Origin of the sequence: Spirosoma pollinicola (genome assembly GCF_002831565.1) — a bacterium.
GTDB classification, from domain to species: Bacteria; Bacteroidota; Bacteroidia; order Cytophagales; family Spirosomataceae; genus Spirosoma; species Spirosoma pollinicola.
The window spans coordinates 4669081-4686477 of record NZ_CP025096.1 but is presented as its reverse complement, the minus strand read 5'-3'; the positions used below and the strand labels follow the sequence as shown (position 1 = coordinate 4686477).

General features: G+C 49.6%; 10 protein-coding genes. 5 read left to right on the top strand and 5 right to left on the bottom strand.

The genetic code is table 11. The features are described from left to right. Positions 1 to 68 precede the first annotated feature (68 nt). Positions 69 to 2171 (bottom strand): TonB-dependent receptor, encoded by a 2103-nt coding sequence (locus CWM47_RS19620; protein WP_100989908.1) that lies wholly within the window; start codon positions 2169 to 2171, stop codon positions 69 to 71. A 287-nt stretch (positions 2172 to 2458) separates the two neighbouring features. Further along, on the bottom strand, positions 2459 to 3442 hold the full coding sequence (locus CWM47_RS19610; RefSeq protein ID WP_100989906.1) for an aldo/keto reductase: 984 nt from the start codon (positions 3440 to 3442) through the stop codon (positions 2459 to 2461). A 201-nt stretch (positions 3443 to 3643) separates the two neighbouring features. Here CWM47_RS19610 and CWM47_RS19605 point away from each other — a divergent pair, with 201 nt between their 5' ends. The 3 genes from CWM47_RS19605 to CWM47_RS19595 all read left to right on the top strand — a co-directional run bounded on the left by CWM47_RS19605 (position 3644) and on the right by CWM47_RS19595 (position 7476). Then, entirely contained in the window at positions 3644 to 4510 is an 867-nt protein-coding gene (locus CWM47_RS19605) for a helix-turn-helix domain-containing protein (RefSeq protein WP_100989905.1), read from the top strand. 223 nt (positions 4511 to 4733) lie between these two features. Beyond that, positions 4734 to 5213 carry a (2Fe-2S)-binding protein gene (locus CWM47_RS19600; RefSeq protein ID WP_100989904.1) on the top strand — a complete coding sequence of 160 codons (480 nt, stop codon included), beginning with the start codon at positions 4734 to 4736 and terminating at the stop codon, positions 5211 to 5213. 10 nt (positions 5214 to 5223) lie between these two features. Then, positions 5224 to 7476 carry a xanthine dehydrogenase family protein molybdopterin-binding subunit gene (locus CWM47_RS19595; RefSeq protein ID WP_100989903.1) on the top strand — a complete coding sequence of 751 codons (2253 nt, stop codon included), beginning with the start codon at positions 5224 to 5226 and terminating at the stop codon, positions 7474 to 7476. Positions 7477 to 7630: 154 nt separating this feature from the next. Here CWM47_RS19595 and CWM47_RS19590 read toward each other — a convergent pair whose 3' ends face one another. Further along, a complete protein-coding gene (locus tag CWM47_RS19590) occupies positions 7631 to 8716 on the bottom strand; it encodes an L-dopachrome tautomerase-related protein (RefSeq protein WP_100989902.1) in 1086 nt (361 codons plus the stop codon). Between the two features lie 172 nt (positions 8717 to 8888). Here CWM47_RS19590 and CWM47_RS19585 point away from each other — a divergent pair, with 172 nt between their 5' ends. Further along, complete coding sequence (locus tag CWM47_RS19585) at positions 8889 to 9938, top strand: SMP-30/gluconolactonase/LRE family protein (RefSeq protein WP_100989901.1); 1050 nt, start codon at positions 8889 to 8891, stop codon at positions 9936 to 9938. 181 nt (positions 9939 to 10119) lie between these two features. Beyond that, positions 10120 to 11658 (top strand): DEAD/DEAH box helicase, encoded by a 1539-nt coding sequence (locus tag CWM47_RS19580; RefSeq protein WP_100993958.1) that lies wholly within the window; start codon positions 10120 to 10122, stop codon positions 11656 to 11658. Between the two features lie 289 nt (positions 11659 to 11947). Here the strand turns inward: CWM47_RS19580 and CWM47_RS19575 are convergent, their stop codons facing one another. Then, entirely contained in the window at positions 11948 to 13630 is a 1683-nt protein-coding gene (locus CWM47_RS19575; RefSeq protein WP_100989900.1) for a RagB/SusD family nutrient uptake outer membrane protein, read from the bottom strand. A gap of 39 nt (positions 13631 to 13669) precedes the next feature. After that, positions 13670 to 16927 carry a SusC/RagA family TonB-linked outer membrane protein gene (locus tag CWM47_RS19570; RefSeq protein ID WP_100989899.1) on the bottom strand — a complete coding sequence of 1086 codons (3258 nt, stop codon included), beginning with the start codon at positions 16925 to 16927 and terminating at the stop codon, positions 13670 to 13672. Positions 16928 to 17397: the final 470 nt, after the last annotated feature.

The following is a 17397-nucleotide window of genomic DNA, read 5'->3' as shown; positions in this document are numbered from 1 at the left end:
TTCTTAACTGGCACGGCAGGGCCGCCTGTGCGGTGAATACCCGCGCCAGTCCGAATTTTTCAGTATCATCACCATTTCACACTTAATCGAACGCCACCGACGCCGTTTCTTGCCGGTGCCGCATTGAAATAGCGATTCCCGACAGCGTTCAGGTCATATCCCAGCGAGTACGTTCTGTTCAGGAGATTGTCGCCACTGGCATACACGTCGATTGCCCAGTTTTTGCCGAGTGCGTGCCGGAAGCCCAGAGTTGCCTGGAGCAATTGGGTTGGGTCAGACAAAAAAGTGTTGGCATCGTTTAGCGGAAACTCTTTCAGAAATGAATAGGTCACGTGCGCATAAAGGCCCACGTTTGTTTCGGCGTCGATACCGGTCACGTTGGTAGTTGGCGCTACACCCGGAACCTTATTGTTTGACAGGTCGACAGTGCCTTGCAGGTAGTCCCGGAACCGGTAATTGGTGAGTGTCAGGCTATTCCAGAGCCGTAGTAACGAAACGGTAGAGCGTGACGATGGAAGAACGAAATCATAACTGAACTGTGCTTCCAGACCCCGCTGATCGGTTCGGCCCGCATTGACGAAGAATTCGGCACCAGCCGCATCTGACCGCCGAACAATGGTTTCGCGCAGTTGAAACTGATACACGGCCACATCGAACCGGAGTCGACTGTGCAGTGCCGAACCCCGAACCCCCACTTCATAGCTCGTTCCCCGCTCGGGGTTGAGCGTTGTATTGAAGCCCCCTGCCGAGGGGCGAACTTCCTGACTCGATGGGGCTGAGTACCCCGTGCTGATGCTCACAAATGCCGACACATTCTGGCCGAAGGTGCGCAACAAAGCGACGCGTGGTAGCCAGACAGGAGCGAAATCTCTAGCCAGAAGCGTGGCGGGAAGCGCACCCGCAGCTCGTGTTGGGAAGCGGGTAAACCCGTAACGGACATCATTCCGGCTTAAGCCTGCCGTTAAACGGAAATGAGCGGGCAACTCGGTTTCGGTCTGTAGAAAAACGGTCGACTGCCGTGCCGTTAGCTCTTCGTCGGTCTGGATAGTATCTGCCGTACCTCCCCGGTTACCAAAATTTCGGTCAACGGTAAAGTTTCGCAGGTATTCAGCCCCCACTGTCACGACCGTAGGCAACGGGCCATTAGGAAAACGAATTTGGGTAATTGTTCGGCCACCAAGCCCCTGATCGGCGCGTTTTTCGTAGTTGGTGATAAATGGGTTTGCAAAGTCGGTTGTGGAACCATAGATAACGGTTGTGTTCTGGATACGGTCGTTCCAGCGGTATTCATGCGAAAAGCCGAGATAACCGACTTTCTGGTAGATGCCCGCCTGCTGGGCTGCACTGCTGGGCAGGGTAGCCGTGGCCAGACGCGACGCACGCGGATTGGCTTTGAACTGGGCTTCGTTGAGACCACCGGGCGTTTGATAATGCAGGTCTGAATATAAGGCCAGCACAGAGATCGTTCGTTTTGGGCTAACGCTAAACGAGCCGATCAGGCTGAGGTTATCCCGAACAACGGCGCTCTGGTCACGGTATCCATCAGACTGTAAGTGATTGTAGTTAAGCGATATGGCCGAGTTGTTTTTGCCGGTCTGTATCGCAATGCCATTGCCATACAGACCATAGCTGCCGCCTAAAGCAGAAACTTCAACGCTCGTCTTACCAGCCGGTACACCCAGTCCGCTAAACAGAATGGTGCCGCCGGTTCCGGCTCCGTACAAACTTCCTGATGGCCCTTTGATCACTTCGATTCGGCCTAGAGCCCGCACATCCAGTGCGTTGAGGGGCGTGTTGCCGCCCGCATCGGTAAGCGGAAGTTCATTCCAGTAGGTCTTGATATTGCGAACACCAAACGGCGACCGGATGGCACTGCCCCGAATCGCCAGCCGGTAACTCCCCGGCGACCGCTCGTCGGCCCGAACGCCCGGCAGAGTGTTCAGTGCGGGCACGAGCGTAGGTGTGCCAAACCGCTGGTTCAAATCCCGGCGTGTGAGCAGACCCACCGAAGCCGGTGTTTCCAGCAATCGCCGGTTGGTAGCGTATCCCCGAACAACAACTTCATTAAGCTGGAGCGTGTCCTCCAGCGATGGCGTTGACGTTTGGGCAAAGAGTATTGCAGGAGAAAGGAAACCGAGAAATAGTACTGTTGGGAGTAAACGATTGAGCATATGCCACGAGATGAGTAGCACAAAAGTAAAGCTTGTCCTGATATATCTCCCACCAACTAGTAACAAATGTGAATTGGTTATTAACCTGATCGAAGCCTGTTTTGAAGAAGCTGCTCAAGTCCTCCATTTGTTTAACAAATTAGGCTCGATTGATTTGGTGTTAAACGAATTTTCAAGGCTTCTCAAATAGGGGCTATAAGCAGGCGCATAGAGATAGACCGCCAGATCCTTGGTTTGTTAACTCATTTCCTGTTGGCTGCTTGAGCTGGCTCAAGCAGCCAACAGGATTAATTACCCACCCGCTTTAGCAGGTGTGCCGGATAGCGGTCGCCTTGTACCGGAATCGCGGCAAAGGCTGTATCTATCTGATTAATATCATCAGCGGATAGGGTAATTGCCGCAGCGCCAACGTTTTCTTCTAACCTATGTAGTTTGGTCGTGCCGGGAATCGGTACGATCCAGGGTTTCTGGGCCAGCAACCAGGCTAGGGCAATTTGAGCTGGTGTGTCCTCTTTTTGCCTGGCAATGTCACCCAGCAAGTCCACAAGCTTTTGGTTGGCTTTTCGGTTCTCCTCCGAGAATCGGGGCACCACATTGCGGAAATCGGTCTTGTCGAACTGCGTGTTCTCGTCAATTTTTCCCGTTAGAAATCCTTTGCCAAGGGGGCTGAATGGAACGAAGCCGATGCCTAATTCTTTCAGCGTCGGTAGTATTTCCTTTTCCGGTTCCCGCCACCAGAGCGAATACTCGCTTTGCAAGGCGGCTACGGGCTGTACGGCGTGGGCTTTCCGAATCGACGCTGCACCCGCTTCGCTCAGGCCAAAATGCTTCACCTTGCCTTCCAGAATCAGTTCTTTCACCGTTCCGGCAACATCCTCCATAGGTACGTTCGGGTCAACGCGGTGCTGGTAAAATAAGTCGATCCGGTCGGTTCTTAATCGTTTCAGAGCTTCTTCGGCCACCTGCCGGATACGTTCGGGACGGCTGTCCAGCCCTTTGGTGGAGTCGCCATTCACAAAGCCAAATTTAGTAGCAATCACTATCTCGTTGCGGAAAGGCTGCAAAGCTTCTCCCAACAGTTCTTCGTTTGCAAATGGACCATAAGCTTCCGCCGTATCGAAAAAGGTGACACCCTTGTCGAAAGCGGCACGAAGTAATTGAATGGCATCCTGTTTGTCTGTTGCGGGATCATAGCCATAGCTTAAGCCCATGCAACCTAAGCCCAGTGCAGACACTTGCAGACCGCTTTTTCCTAGTGTTCTTGTTTCCATTGATGTTGATTCTGTTCAAATTGCTTTCTTTTACCAGATAAAGGTCCTGTATTGACTATTTATAGGGCAAAGGTCTCCTCATTTCTTGACCTGAGTGGTATACATATTACAGATGTTACTACCATTATTACTGATTAAGGTTTATCGCTTATGGACAACGGAAGGAAAGCGGTAAATTTGAACCAGATAACCAACCGGACTATGGATACCTTGCTTCGATTTGAGACAATCAATGACTACAACGTCTTTAATAATAACGAAACACTGCACCCGCTGGTTAGCGTCGTCGATCTGTCAAAGGCGGCTCCCCGACAGGGCTCCCGAATGTACTTCGGCTTTTACGCCATTTTTTTAAAAGATGTCAACTGCGGAGATCTGGTTTATGGTCGGCATACCTACGATTATCAGGAAGGTACGCTGGTGTTTATGGCACCGGGACAGGTGGTTGGTGTGAATAATAATGGAGAAACCTATCTGCCTAAAGGCTATGCACTTGTCTTTCATCCGGATCTGATCCACGGTACATCCCTGGGGCGGCATATTCAGGAATATACCTTCTTTGGCTACCAATCCTATGAAGCGTTGCATTTATCGAACCGGGAACGGCAAATCGTACTGGATTGCTTTTCTAAAATCGAGTACGAATTAGAGCATGCTATCGACAAGCACTCTAAAAAGCTGATTGTCGCTACGCTTGAGCTCTTTCTGGGGTACTGCACCCGGTTTTACGATCGACAATTTATTACCCGGGAAAATGTGCACAAAAGCGCGCTGGAACGGTTCGAGACGCTACTGAACGACTATTTTCTGACCGACAAACCGCAAGCTATAGGTTTGCCAACGGTCACCTACTGCGCGGGTGAACTGAATTTGTCGGCCAACTATTTTGGTGATCTGGTGAAGAAAGCAACCGGTAAAACAGCTCAGGAATATATCCAGGCGAAGGTGATTGATCTGGCCAAAGAACGCATATTTGACCAAAGCAAATCGGTGAGTCAAATCGCCTATGACTTAGGCTTTAAGTACCCTCAGCATTTCATGCGCTTGTTTAAACAACGCGTTGGCTAATCACCGAACGAGTATCGTCGGACCAGGGATGTGAATGATTCATCGCAATCAGTATCTTTCGTTCCAACTAGCTCAGCATTACTATCGACTGTAGAACGCTGATTTCACAATATAAAACCAGTTGATTTATCAGATCAACTCATGATAAATCATAAGGACCGTAAAAATCAGCATTCTAGTAATCAATACACTACTTTAGTATAAACCCTTACTAATTACCACTGTGGCAAAATATAGCTTGAAAATCAACGGTAAAATCAGGCAGCTGGACGTCGATCCGTCCACGCCCATGCTTTGGGTTTTACGCGATCATCTGGACATGCCCGGCACCAAATATGGCTGCGGAATCGCTCAGTGCGGGGCCTGCACGGTTCATTTGAACGGAACGGCCGTACGGTCCTGCCAACTACCCATTTCTGCCGTAGGCAAGGAAGCCATCACCACCATCGAAGGGCTGTCGGCTACGGGTGAGCATCTGGTACAAAAAGCATGGCTCGAACACGATGTGGCTCAATGTGGCTACTGTCAGTCGGGGCAAATAATGAGCGCGGCTTCGCTGCTAAAGACCAATCCCAAGCCCACCGATGAGGACATCGATCTAGCCATGAGCGGCAACATCTGTCGGTGTGGCACGTATCTGCGCATCAAAGAGGCCATCAAATCGGCGGCAAAAGAAGGAGTTGCGTCATCCACCCGTAAATAAACCCTTGACCATGACTACGAATAAATCGACTTATAACCGACGTTCTTTCTTAAAGGCTTCGCTGCTCTCAGGTGGGGGTATGATGCTCAGCGTTAGCTGGTTGTCAAGAGTTAAAGCCGCCGATAAGCTACAGACACTAAACCTGCCCGAACAATGGACCGAGCTCAATGGATACATTCAAATCACGGCCAACAACGTCGTTAAACTCATCTGCCCTAATCCTGAATTTGGTCAAAACGTCATGACGTCACTGCCCATGATGGTAGCCGAAGAATTGGACGCTGAATGGAAAAATGTGGTGGTTGACATGGGGCCGCACGATAACGCAAAATTAGGGCCTCAGTTTACGGGGGGCAGTAATTCGGTTCGTATGTACTGGAAACCACTCCGGGAAGCCGGGGCAGCCGCCCGGCAGATGTTATGCGAAGCAGCCGCACAATCCTGGGGAGTATCAGTAGCTGAAGTGACGACCAAAGCGGGTATGTTGCATCATGCGAGTGGGAAGTCGGCCAAGTATGGAGAAATGGCCAGTAAAGCCGCTACGCTTCCAGTTCCCAAAGGCGTGAAATTAAAAGCCCCGAAGGAGTTTACCATCGTTAGAAAACCGACCAGAAATGTTGAAGGCAAAAAGATAGTCACGGGCAAACCGCTGTTCGGTCTGGATTATCGGACTGAGGGGATGCTCATTGCCATGATTCAGCATCCGCCGGCCTTCGGAATGAAACTTAAATCGTTCGATGCGTCGCAGACCCTTAAAATGCCCGGCATCAAGGACGTTTTTACCCTGAAATTATATGAAGACGGGTTTGAGCAGGGTGGCTTCGATACCCGCACTTTCAACGAGTTGCTGGTGGTGGTGGGCAAATCGACCTGGGAGGTCATGAATGCCCGCAAAAAGCTAAAAGTGGATTGGGAACCGGCTGGCGATACCAAAGATACGATGGCCGGAAGGGATGGAAAACGGGCGGTTATCGTTCCGGGTGAACTAGAAAGTACCAGCGCCCAGCTGGAAAAGTTTCAGGAGTATGCTAAAAAGCCTGCTCAACTATTACGCAAAGACGGCGACCCCGAAACGGCCTTTAAAAATGCGGCCCAGATCATCGAACGCACGTACAATGCCCCATTCCTGGCGCACAATACGATGGAGCCGATGAATTTCTTCGCCCATGTAACGGATGAAAAAGCCCTGTTAGTAGGCCCGTTGCAGGCTCCGGGTTGGGTAGAGCCCACACTGTCAAAAATCCTGAAGCTGCCTGCCGACAAGATTGAGATTCAGATGACGCGGATGGGTGGGGGCTTTGGTCGCCGGGCGTATGCACATTATATGTCTGAAGCGGCATTGATTTCCAGAAAAGTAAAAGCGCCCATCAAACTGATCTACACCCGCGAAGATGATATGACCTATGGCATTTATCGTCCGATGTACACCGCAACGTATCGTGCCGCGCTGGATGCGAATAAAAACCTGATCGGATTCCACGTGAAAGGGGGCGGCATACCGGAGCATGCGATCCACGCCAATCGGTTCCCGGCCGGAGCCGTTGATAACTACCTGGCAGAAGGCTGGGAGATTCCGTCCAACATCACGATTGGCGCGTTCCGGGCTCCGCGCTCAAACTTCAACGCAGCCGCTGAGCAATCGTTTCTGGATGAAGTGGCTGAAGCAATGGGTAAGGACCCCATCGAGTTTCGGCTGGAACTCTTAAAACGGGCCAAAGAAAATCCCGTTGGCAAGAATAACGAGTATGACGCCGACCGGTATGCGGGTGTACTCACGCTGGTACGCGATAAGTCGGGCTGGAATAAACCTAACAATGAGAAGTACCATCGGGGCGTTGCCGCTTATTTCTGTCATAATTCATACGCGGCCCATGTGGTCGATATGGTGACCCGCGATGGCGGGCCGTATGTGGAGCGGGTATTCAGCGCGATGGACTGTGGTATTGTAGTAAACCCGGAATCTGCCACGAATATGGTACAGGGAGCAGTAGTCGACGGAATTGGCAACGCATTTTATGGGGCTTTAACGCACAAAAATGGTGCTGCCGAGCAAAGTAACTTCAACAATTATCGGCTCATTCGGCATAACGAAGCACCAAAGAAGATTGAGGTTCACTTCGTCGAAAATGACCTCGACCCAACCGGGCTAGGGGAGCCGCCATTCCCACCCGTGTTTGGCGCAGTAGCCAATGCATTGTACAAAACTAACGGCAAGCGACAATATAATCAGCCGTTTAATTCCCAATTGGATAAACGGATTTAAGCTGAGTTGACACTGCATTTCAGGAGCCGGAACTAAATTGATTAGTTCCGGCTCTGTGTTTTCTGGCCAGTGTAGTATCCAGCGGAACAATCACCTAGGACCAACGGGGTCTTAATACTATTAGGGATAATTACATGGTAGGACGGAGAGGTTTCTATTGATTCGGCAACTTCATTCGATACAGCCGGAACGGATAATCGACCTTGTCCTGCCCATTATTGTACCGTTTGGTACGGTGAATCTGGGCGGCTGTCAGGTATAAATAACCGTCAGTGCCAACGGCGAAGCTGTCGGGCCAGAGCAAACGACTGTCGCGGACGAGCGTTTTAAGTTCACGACCCGGCGTCAGGTATCGAACGGCCTTAGTAGGCGAGTCGGTCAGGTATACGTTTCCGGCTTTATCGGCAACCATACCGTGCGAAACACCCGTCTCGGCCATAGTTTCGACATGCGAAGATACCTCTGCGGGCGACAGGGCAAGGTTGTTGAGGAATTCCGTGGCAATGCGATACAGCCTGGTCTGGTTGATGGCCCTGAAATATAGATAGGTAAAATCACGGGTAAGGGCAATGCCGTTTACGTTACTGCTGAAGGGCTTTCCTTTATCGTCTTTAACTTCCTGTCCATCAATCTTGAGCTTGAACTCCGGGTCGGCTTTAGTCGATTTGTCCCCTTCCAGCACGGTACGGCTTTTGCCCGTTTTTAAATCCAGCACCACAATAGCCGACCTTTTTGGATCAGATAAATAAGCTACCTGCCGACGCGTGTCGACCTGTATATCGTTCAGGCCGGTGCGTTCGCGGGGCAGGTCGTCAAACCGATAAATCGTCTCAACCTGATTCGTTGCCAGGTTAATCTTCATCAACTTAATGCCGGCTGATATAGGCGGTTCGTCGGCCGGGTTTGCCGGGTCAAGTACCCAGAGAGCGTTTGTCTGGTCAACGAAAAGGGCCTGCACATTGATGAATCGGTTTTGTGGATTCAGTGAGTCCCATTTATTCCATTCGGCATTTGGGTACGGCACTCGTTTTCCTGCTACGATCTCGGCCAGTCCATAATCGTAGTTTTCTCTGTTCTTCGGGAAGGTGATAAAGATGCGCTTTTCCTGCGACACACCCACGCCAATGGGCTGATGTTTGCCAAACTCGGCAACCGTTTCCAAATCAGGGGATTGTCCTGACTGAGCATTCAGTGACAGATTCGTGAGTGTCATGAAGCCAATCAAATAAGCAATTTTCATTCCTTGATACGTTAGTCAGTAGCTAGTTTAACGGCAACAGAAGCGTAAGGTTTAGGGAAATTTGCTGCCTGTTTTTGGGAAAGACCATTTGCTAAACATATATGATTTGAATAACCTTTGAGTTAATGACGCGGTTGTGAACGGCATTAACTGTCTCCAATGGCTTTATCGCATGTATCAACGAATTGCATTTAAAACACTTTGTCTGGGATGGTTTTTGTCGGGTGCGGCACTTGCTCAAACAGAGCAGACATACGCAACTATCGGCGAAGTTGTTCGTAACGATGCCAAACTCAACCAGTTGATTCCGCCTGATGCGAAAATCGAGATTATCGCTGCCGGTTTCGGACATTTGGAAGGGCCGGTTTGGGTGAAAAGCCGGGTTGCCGATTCGAGTGGGTATTTGCTGGTTAACGACACAAAAGCCCAAACGACCTACAAATGGTCACCGCAAACTGGCTTGTCAAAATATATTGAGCATACTGGGTATACGGGTCACTTGCCGTATAGCGAAGAACCTGGCAGTAATGGTATGACCATTGACCGGCAGGGGCGACTAATCGTATGCGATCACGGCGACCGACGTATTGCTGCCTTGCCGCTGGCAGGAAAAGGCGGCAAACGCACGCTGACCGATGCCTATCAGGGTAAACGATACAACAGTCCAAACGATGTAGTAGCCCACCCAAATGGAAGTTTGTATTTCACTGATCCGCCCTACGGGTTACCCCTTAAAGACAAGGACCCAACCCGCGAAACGACGGTGAATGGGGTGTACCGACTGGAACCCAACGGAACCGTAACCTTGCTCATTAGGGATATAACTTACCCAAATGGGTTGTCTTTCTCGCCCGGAAAGGGCAATCTACTGTATGTCGTGCAATCGGATTCGCTAAACCAAAAGATTATGACGTATCCAGTGAAGGACGATGGAACGGTGGAGAAAGGGCGCCTTTTTTTCGATGCGTCGACGTTGCCTAAATTTCGTCCAAAGGAAGTGATAGACGGTATTAAGGTAGATAGCGAAGGCAACTGCTGGGTGGCCGGTCCGGGTGGCGTATTGGTTATATCGCCAGCAAGTAAACTTCTTGGGCGCATCGATACAGGTGAAGTGATATCAAATCTGGCCTGGGGCGACGATGGTACTACGCTCTATCTGGCTTCAAGCATGTTTCTGTGTCGGATAAAAACAAATGTCAAGGGCATACTTGCCGGTAAGTAATATGCCCTTGCTGAAGCCGGGCGTAAGTAGGGTTTTTTGCCGTTATTCGTTATATTTGTTACAAATCAAGCGGTTTGCTGGCCCGGAAGTTAAGGTCAGCTGTTTTCCACCCTCATTAGCTGTTACCTTGACATTTCAGGAATTTAATCTCCACGACGACCTGCTGGCCGGTGTGGACGCCATGAACTACTTAAAAGCCACTCCCGTACAGGAGATGGCCATTCCCGTCATTCTGGCCGGAAAAGACCTCATCGCCAGTGCTCAAACCGGTACCGGCAAAACGGCGGCTTACCTTATCCCGCTGCTCGATAAAATCTCCCATACCGACCACGATCATACCAGTACCCTCATTCTGGTGCCAACCCGCGAGCTGGCCAAACAGATTGACGAGCAGGTGGAAGGTTTTGGGTATTTTGTTCAGGCCAACAGCATCGCTATCTACGGCGGGGGCAAAGGCGACGATTGGGACAAGCAACGCAAAGCCCTCGAAACCGGTGCCGACATTATTATCGCCACACCGGGACGACTCATTGCTCATATGCAACTGGGCTATGTCAAATTCGATAAAATAGACTATCTGGTGCTCGATGAGGCCGACAAAATGCTCGACATGGGTTTTTCGGACGACATCATGAATATAGTTGAGAAGATTCCGGTCAAACGGCAAACGTTGCTTTTCTCGGCGACGATGCCCAACAAAATCCGGGAGTTCTCGAAGAAATTGCTGACCGAACCCGAAGAAATCAGGCTGGCCGTGTCGAAACCAGCCGCCGGTATTGATCAGCAATTTTACCTGGCCTTCGACAATCAAAAACTGCCGTTACTGGCACATCTGATCAAAAACAGTACGAAACCTGTGCAGAGCATGGTGTTGTTCACATCCCGCAAGTCGGAAGTGAATAGTATCGTTCGGGCCTTGAGCAAACTTGGTTACGATTCGCGGGGTATTAGCTCTGATCTTGAACAGGATGACCGTGAAGTAGTACTGCGCGATTTCAAAAACAAAGTTTTCCCAATCTTGGTCGCTACCGATGTTCTATCACGAGGTATCGACATTGACAACCTGACGCACGTTGTCAACTACGACATCCCGCGCGACGCCGAAGATTATGTTCACCGGATTGGCCGTACCGCACGGGCCGCCACCACCGGAACCGCCATTACCTTCATCAGCGATCAGGATCAAAACCGAATCGTCAACATCGAAAAACTCATTGAGCGCGAAGTTGATAAACAGTCGATCACCGAAGAGTTAGGCATGGGCAAATCGCCGGTGTTCGACCCCAAACGGTTCAGCGGCCTTCGGGGCAAAGGAGGCTCTCGTGGAAGCGGTGGGTCTGGCCGGAGCGGACGCGACGGTGGCGGCCGTGGAGATGGTGGCCGTGGAAACGGCTCTCGTGGAGACGGACGTCATAGTGATGGGAAACGCGGGGATAGCCCCCGTGGAGACAATCGAGGTCAGCGTAGGGATGGTCAAACGGCTCCTGCGCCAGTCGAGCGGTTGCCGAGCACAGAGGCCAAAAATGGTAGTCTGGAAACACCCGTAAATGGGGCATCAGAAACATTGGCACAAGTTCGCCCTGCTGTGGACGGACAACTCTCCGATAAACCAAAACGTCGCAAAAAGCGTCGTCGCGGGCCTAAAGGCGAAGTGCCGGGCGATGCTGCCTCCCAACCGAAACAACAGGCCGATTCTGTGCCAGTTAGTGACGAAAAATGATGAATATCGCTGTCACTCACAGCGTTTAATCTCTATAAGCTTTAAATCAGAAAAGCCTTCTGACCTGTCGTTCCTACCGCTTTGGCAGGATTGACAATTCAGAAGGCTTTTGATTTTATAGAGTTGGTTAATATGGCTCTTGGCGTTAGCAGACCACCCCCAACCCCCTCCTGTTTTAGGAGGGGGCTCCTTAACGGGCTACCCTTTTTTAAGCCCCCTCCTGTTTTAGGAGGGGGTTGGGGGTGGTAAGCCATTGGCTTGGGATAGTCAATCCCAAATTTTATACCTCCTAATAATTAGGGTTTCTGGTAGCCACACTCGACGTCGGTGGATTCAGTACCGTTTCATCGGCGGGCACATCCCAGTAATCCATGAAGTTATAGTTAATGGTAGCTTTCGTGTTCACTACACCGGCAGTGGTCACGATGGTGTTACCATAGCTGCCGCCACCAACCGAAATATCGTAGGTCCAGCCCCACCGGCGATTGTCATAGAAAGACAGCCCTCTGCCGAACAGCGATACTCTTCTTTCTTTTGTTAATTCGGTCAATGCGCCCGCCAGCGTCAGGCCAGCGCCTTTTACGGCGGCTACACCTGCGCCCTGATACGTCCGTACGGCATCAACAAAACCCAGACCCGTATCAATGTTGCCCAGACGCATGTTCGCTTCGGCCAGCATCAACGTGTTCTCTTCGTAGCTGCCCGCCATATAAACCTCATAAGCACCAACGTCTTTGGAACCATACACATACACACCTGGAGTTCCATTGCCATTGGCAGTAATGCTATAGCGCGTAGTAAACGTGTAGTTATTTTTGTAGGTGGTCGCTGTGTTGAAATTGTTCGACAGCCGCTTGTCACCAGTATTGAACGATTGGATAAACCGCTCACTGATCTTGAACGTCGTAGAGGTATTGACACCTGTGGCTAACGAGGCAACTGTACCCCCTGATGGCGAGAAGAACGCGTTAGAGGCTGTACTGCGACCGGTAAAGACAACATCGCCGTTTTTGATCCCGTTGGTGGCGAGCGTCAATACACTCGTCCAATCGGCAGCGGTCATCGCGGTAGTCGACGATTTAGAGATCGTAGCAGCCGGGTTTCCATTCACAAAGGGGGCCAGTTTATTGACCAGAATGTTGCGTGCCAGCATCGTGTTGATATTACGTTTCCACATGTCAACCGTTGGCACACCGCCATTGCCCACCTGATTGAACGAAGGGATGAGCTGCGTCATCACTTCAGTATAATCCGTCGCGCTGGTGATTGCGGTCAGGGTAGTAGCCGCCAGATTGAAATAAGTATTCGACTGGTTGATGATCGCGTCATGCGTGACATAATCACCGTTTGTAACGCCCGTCTTATCTTCAATCAGGCCCGCATAGTACATGGAACCAATAGAGGCATACGCATAGCCTTTCCACCAGTAGGCCCACGCTTTGATGGTGTTGGCCCGGCTGGTTGCATCACCCGCAAATGAAATCGTACTGACCAGATCCAGCGTCTGATTGCAGACGTTATTCAAGGCGTACATATTCAGCCACTGATAATAAATTGCATTGTTACCCGCGCCCGTAGCGGCACGCGTATTGTAGGACCGAATAATTCCTACTTGCGGAGCCGGGTTGGTCACTTTGGTGCCATCGTCCAGGATGATATAGTCGGGAACACCAATGGTCGTCACCTGATTGTTGGAGGCATCCGCCCCCACGTTATCGGCCATCAGTTCGCTATACCCAATCGGCAACGAAAAGTAGCTATTACCCAGCCAGCCATCGCCGTTCAGGAATCCGTTGATGTATACGCCCCCCTGTGCAAACGCAATCAGACCCGTTTCGGTATTGACATTGGCGGTTACTGTTGGTTGGTTAGGGTTGCCCACATCCAGTTGTTCCTTACAAGAGACCCCGGCAAGCATGAGGGTCGCAAAAAGAGCAGTGGAAAGAAATTTATTTGGATTGATGAGTTTCATCTTAAAGTAAAATTAAGTTGTAAGTTTTTTCTTACGTGACTAGAAACCAATATTCAGACCCACCTGATACGACTTGATGTTTGGCAGGGTACTGTGATCGACACCCCGGTCGAACGAGGAGTTCGATGTGCCAGAGCTGATTTCAGGATCATAGCCCGTATACTTCGTGAAGGTCATCAGGTTGCGGCCCGTAAAGACGATCTGTGCTTTGTTCAGGTAGGGCAGTTTAACCACCTTGGCGATATCGAACGCCAGCGAAATATTCCGTAACCGAACGAACGACGCATCTTCTACGAAGAAATCTTTGGTGGCGTTATTACCCGCACCCCGTGTGCTACCCCACAAGCCATAGTAAGCACCAGACCAGTAGGCGGTGTACGCACCCGTTTTTCCATCGATGGTAACCGGTTTGCTAAAATCACCGCTGATACCATCGCGGTACATCCATTCTTTCGTCTGGTTGTAGAGGTGACTGCCATAAACCCAGTCGAACTGAAAGTTCAGCGTCACGAAGTTTTTGAAACTTACACCATTGATAAACGACGCGTTAAACTTCGGGTTTGGGTTCATTAACGGATAAGTCTCGTTAGTGAACTGAGGCTGATAGGTGGTTTTGTCGACCACATAGTTACCCACCATCGTGTAGTTGCCCCGGTTGGCATCCGTTATGTACGGTACACCTTCCTGGTTTTTAAAGTCCAGACTGGTTAAGGTTTTGTAGCCATATACCTGACCAATTGGCTGACCAGGCGTTAGAACCAGCGCCGTGCTACCCGCATTTGACGTCAGGATAATGTCGGCCCCACCCGAGATCGCATCAATCTTAGACACTTGATGGCCGAAGTTGGTTGTGAAATCCCATTTCAGGTCTTTAGACCGGTAAATTGGCAAACTCAACGAGAACTGAACCCCGTTTGACGACATGTCGATGGCGTTGGTCAACTGGCCCGTCGAACCCAGTGATGGCGGTACGCTCACCGTGTAAATCACGTTGGCGCTCGAACGTTTCCAGTACGTAAACGAACCCGAAAGTGAACTTAGCCAGGCCCGGTTCGAATTGCCGCCGATGGTGAAGTCAGTACCAATTTCAAGCTCTTTCGATACCTCCACTTTCAGGTTTGGGTTCTGGGTCGTTGTAGGAACGGTGTACACCAGCCCTGAACCCAAATTACGCTGGCTCAACACGGGGTAGCGGTCAAAAGCACCCGGCTGAATACCCGCTTCGCCATAAGCTGCCCGCAGCTTAAAGTAAGGCAGCGTATTAGAGAGGCTGCTGTTCTTAAAGAACGATAAAGGCGCAATATGACCATCGAAGTGCGGGAAGGTGAACGGCGTTGATCCGGCACCAAAGGCCGACGACCAGTCTGTTCGGAAACCAGCCGTGATGCCACCATAATCACCGAAATCAACTTTCTGATTCACCAGATAGCCGTAGGTAATGAACGGAGTCACGATGTCATTGGCTACGGCCTGCGAGGACGTTGCTGCCACGTTGAAGGGGGGAGCCGTACTTAAGCCTACACCATAGGTATCATATTGCGTCGACCGGTTTTTACGGTAGTCAAACGATATCTGGGTGCTCGTTTGAATTGGCAACTTGATATGGAAATCATCCTGGAAATCTGTCCGGATGAAGGCCGTACCCAGGAAGTTCTGGAACGTATTGTTATACTGGAAGTTGTCGATTTCACCCTTGTTGTCAGGTGCATAATTGGCAGTCCAGGATTGATAGTATTCTGAGCTTGTATTCTGAGACTGATTGAAGTAAGTCCAGCGAGCCGTTTCGTTCCGGTAGTTGATACCATATTTGGCATCCAGTTCCAGAAATTTGTTGATCTTGTAATTGGCATTGAAATTCTGGAGAACGTCGATCTTGTTATTGATTGCATCCGTATACGATGCCTGATAGTAAGGGTTGCCAGCATTTACGCTCAAAAAGTCAGCAGTTGGATAAACCGGGTAGGTACCATCGGCCAGCTTACGGGTCAGATCGAAAAATGGCGACGTATTTAAGAAATTATAAACAGATCCCACGTTACCATTTCCCCCGTTAAACGGCCCATAGGCAGCGCCCAGGCCCGGTTTCAGTGTGTTTTTGGTGTAGACTAATTGCGTCGTGGAACGAATTGTAAACCCTTTGAATAGCTCGGTACCAATATTGGCCGACAGGTTGCTGCGATCAATGTACCCATTCTCTTTCGTCAGAATTGGCGAGCTGGTATGGTTATTGGCGGCAGCGATGTTAAAGTCGCTTTTTTCCGAAGCACCCGACACGTTGATGTTATTATTGGTCGTGCTACCGGTTTTAAATACCTGTTTGAAGTGATCGTAATATTTCAGATTGCCACTGTAGGGTGTGTTGGCATCATTGCGAATATCCTGAATGGCGTAGCGAGTAGCGCCACCATATTTATAGGAAATACCTTCGATGGCTCCATACTGCGTATAATCGAGGATATTGCCCTGAGTGTCGATGATGTTATTATTGGCATCAGTCAAATAAGGATGCAAGTCGGCTTTATGAACATTTCCCGTATTGAGAAACTCATTAGCCGAATAGCTGGAAGAAAAATTAACAGCCGTGCGGCCCTTTTTCCCTTTTTTGGTAAACACCTGAATTACCCCGTTTGCACCCTGCGCCCCGTAGATCGAAGCCGAAGCGGCACCCTGTACAACTTCTACACGATCTACATTGCTAAGATCGAGCGAGTTAATGTCGGTCGAAGCAATCTGTACACCATCCACCATGATCAGAGGTTTGGTACCACCCTGTACGCTGTTGATACCACGCAGCAGAATGTTGACGGGATCGCCGGGATTACCACTGGTAGAGGAAATTTGCGCACCCGGAATTTTCCCGATCAGCGCCTGATCAATGGAAGCCGTTGGCGTTTGCGGTAAATCCTTGGCTGAGACACTTTCTACGGCAATACCCAGCTTGGCCTTGCTGGTTGCTACCCCGCTACCTGTTACTACGACTTCGGTAAGTAAGCGCGAATCGGATACTAAACTCACGTTCACTTCCGATTGATTGCCAACAGGTACTTCCTGTGTTGCAACGCCCACAAAACTGAACACCAGCGTAATTCCTTTGGCAGATGGAACTGAGATGTCAAAAATACCACCGGCATCGGTGGTCGTACCCTTTGAGGTTCCTTTTAAAACCACCGAAACCCCTGGTAAGGAAGATCCATCTTCGGCTGAGGTAACCTTACCGATAATCCGTCGATCCTGCGCCCAGGCAGTTATGCTGAGTGCGCAAATCAAGAGCATGCTCATGCATATAAATTTTCTCATAAGTTGTTTGTGTTAGGTTAAGAAAACTCGTTTCTTTCTATAAAACTACAAAGGAGAAAATGTATAAAAAATTATTTGCGATAGGTGAATAAGTCAACTGGTTATTCTGCACTTATTGCTAATTGCGAAATAATATTTTGAAATGGAAAATTCATATTTTTCTTGAATTGTTTAATTATTTTAGTTTTAATGCTGTCCAATAAAACAATTTACAGGGGAGTAATTATTACAGTGTAATGAGTAAAATATTAAGTACTTATAGTTAAGTAATTACAATTAAGTAATTCGAATTAGACTGTAAAGAAATAATAAATGTATACTTGAGTGGACCACTTGCTAATTATTTCAAAATTTATTTAGAATGCCAAAGAATATATAGATCAGTTTGATAAAAAAGAAACGTTGAGTTGATCTTTAGAACTTAGCCTGTTCATAGACATAGCCACCCTTTTTTCTGTCCTGTTCATTAT

What these genes read in the sequence shown, in the direction of transcription:
- CWM47_RS19620 (WP_100989908.1), bottom strand. Translation starts at nt 2,171, where the DNA reads ATGCTCAATCGTTTACTCCCAACAGTACTATTTCTCGGTTTCCTTTCT.
- CWM47_RS19610 (WP_100989906.1), bottom strand. Translation starts at nt 3,442, where the DNA reads ATGGAAACAAGAACACTAGGAAAAAGCGGTCTGCAAGTGTCTGCACTG.
- CWM47_RS19605 (WP_100989905.1), top strand. Translation starts at nt 3,644, where the DNA reads ATGGATACCTTGCTTCGATTTGAGACAATCAATGACTACAACGTCTTT.
- CWM47_RS19595 (WP_100989903.1), top strand. Translation starts at nt 5,224, where the DNA reads ATGACTACGAATAAATCGACTTATAACCGACGTTCTTTCTTAAAGGCT.
- CWM47_RS19590 (WP_100989902.1), bottom strand. Translation starts at nt 8,716, where the DNA reads ATGAAAATTGCTTATTTGATTGGCTTCATGACACTCACGAATCTGTCA.
- CWM47_RS19585 (WP_100989901.1), top strand. Translation starts at nt 8,889, where the DNA reads ATGTATCAACGAATTGCATTTAAAACACTTTGTCTGGGATGGTTTTTG.
- CWM47_RS19580 (WP_100993958.1), top strand. Translation starts at nt 10,120, where the DNA reads ATGAACTACTTAAAAGCCACTCCCGTACAGGAGATGGCCATTCCCGTC.
- CWM47_RS19575 (WP_100989900.1), bottom strand. Translation starts at nt 13,630, where the DNA reads ATGAAACTCATCAATCCAAATAAATTTCTTTCCACTGCTCTTTTTGCG.
- CWM47_RS19570 (WP_100989899.1), bottom strand. Translation starts at nt 16,927, where the DNA reads ATGAGAAAATTTATATGCATGAGCATGCTCTTGATTTGCGCACTCAGC.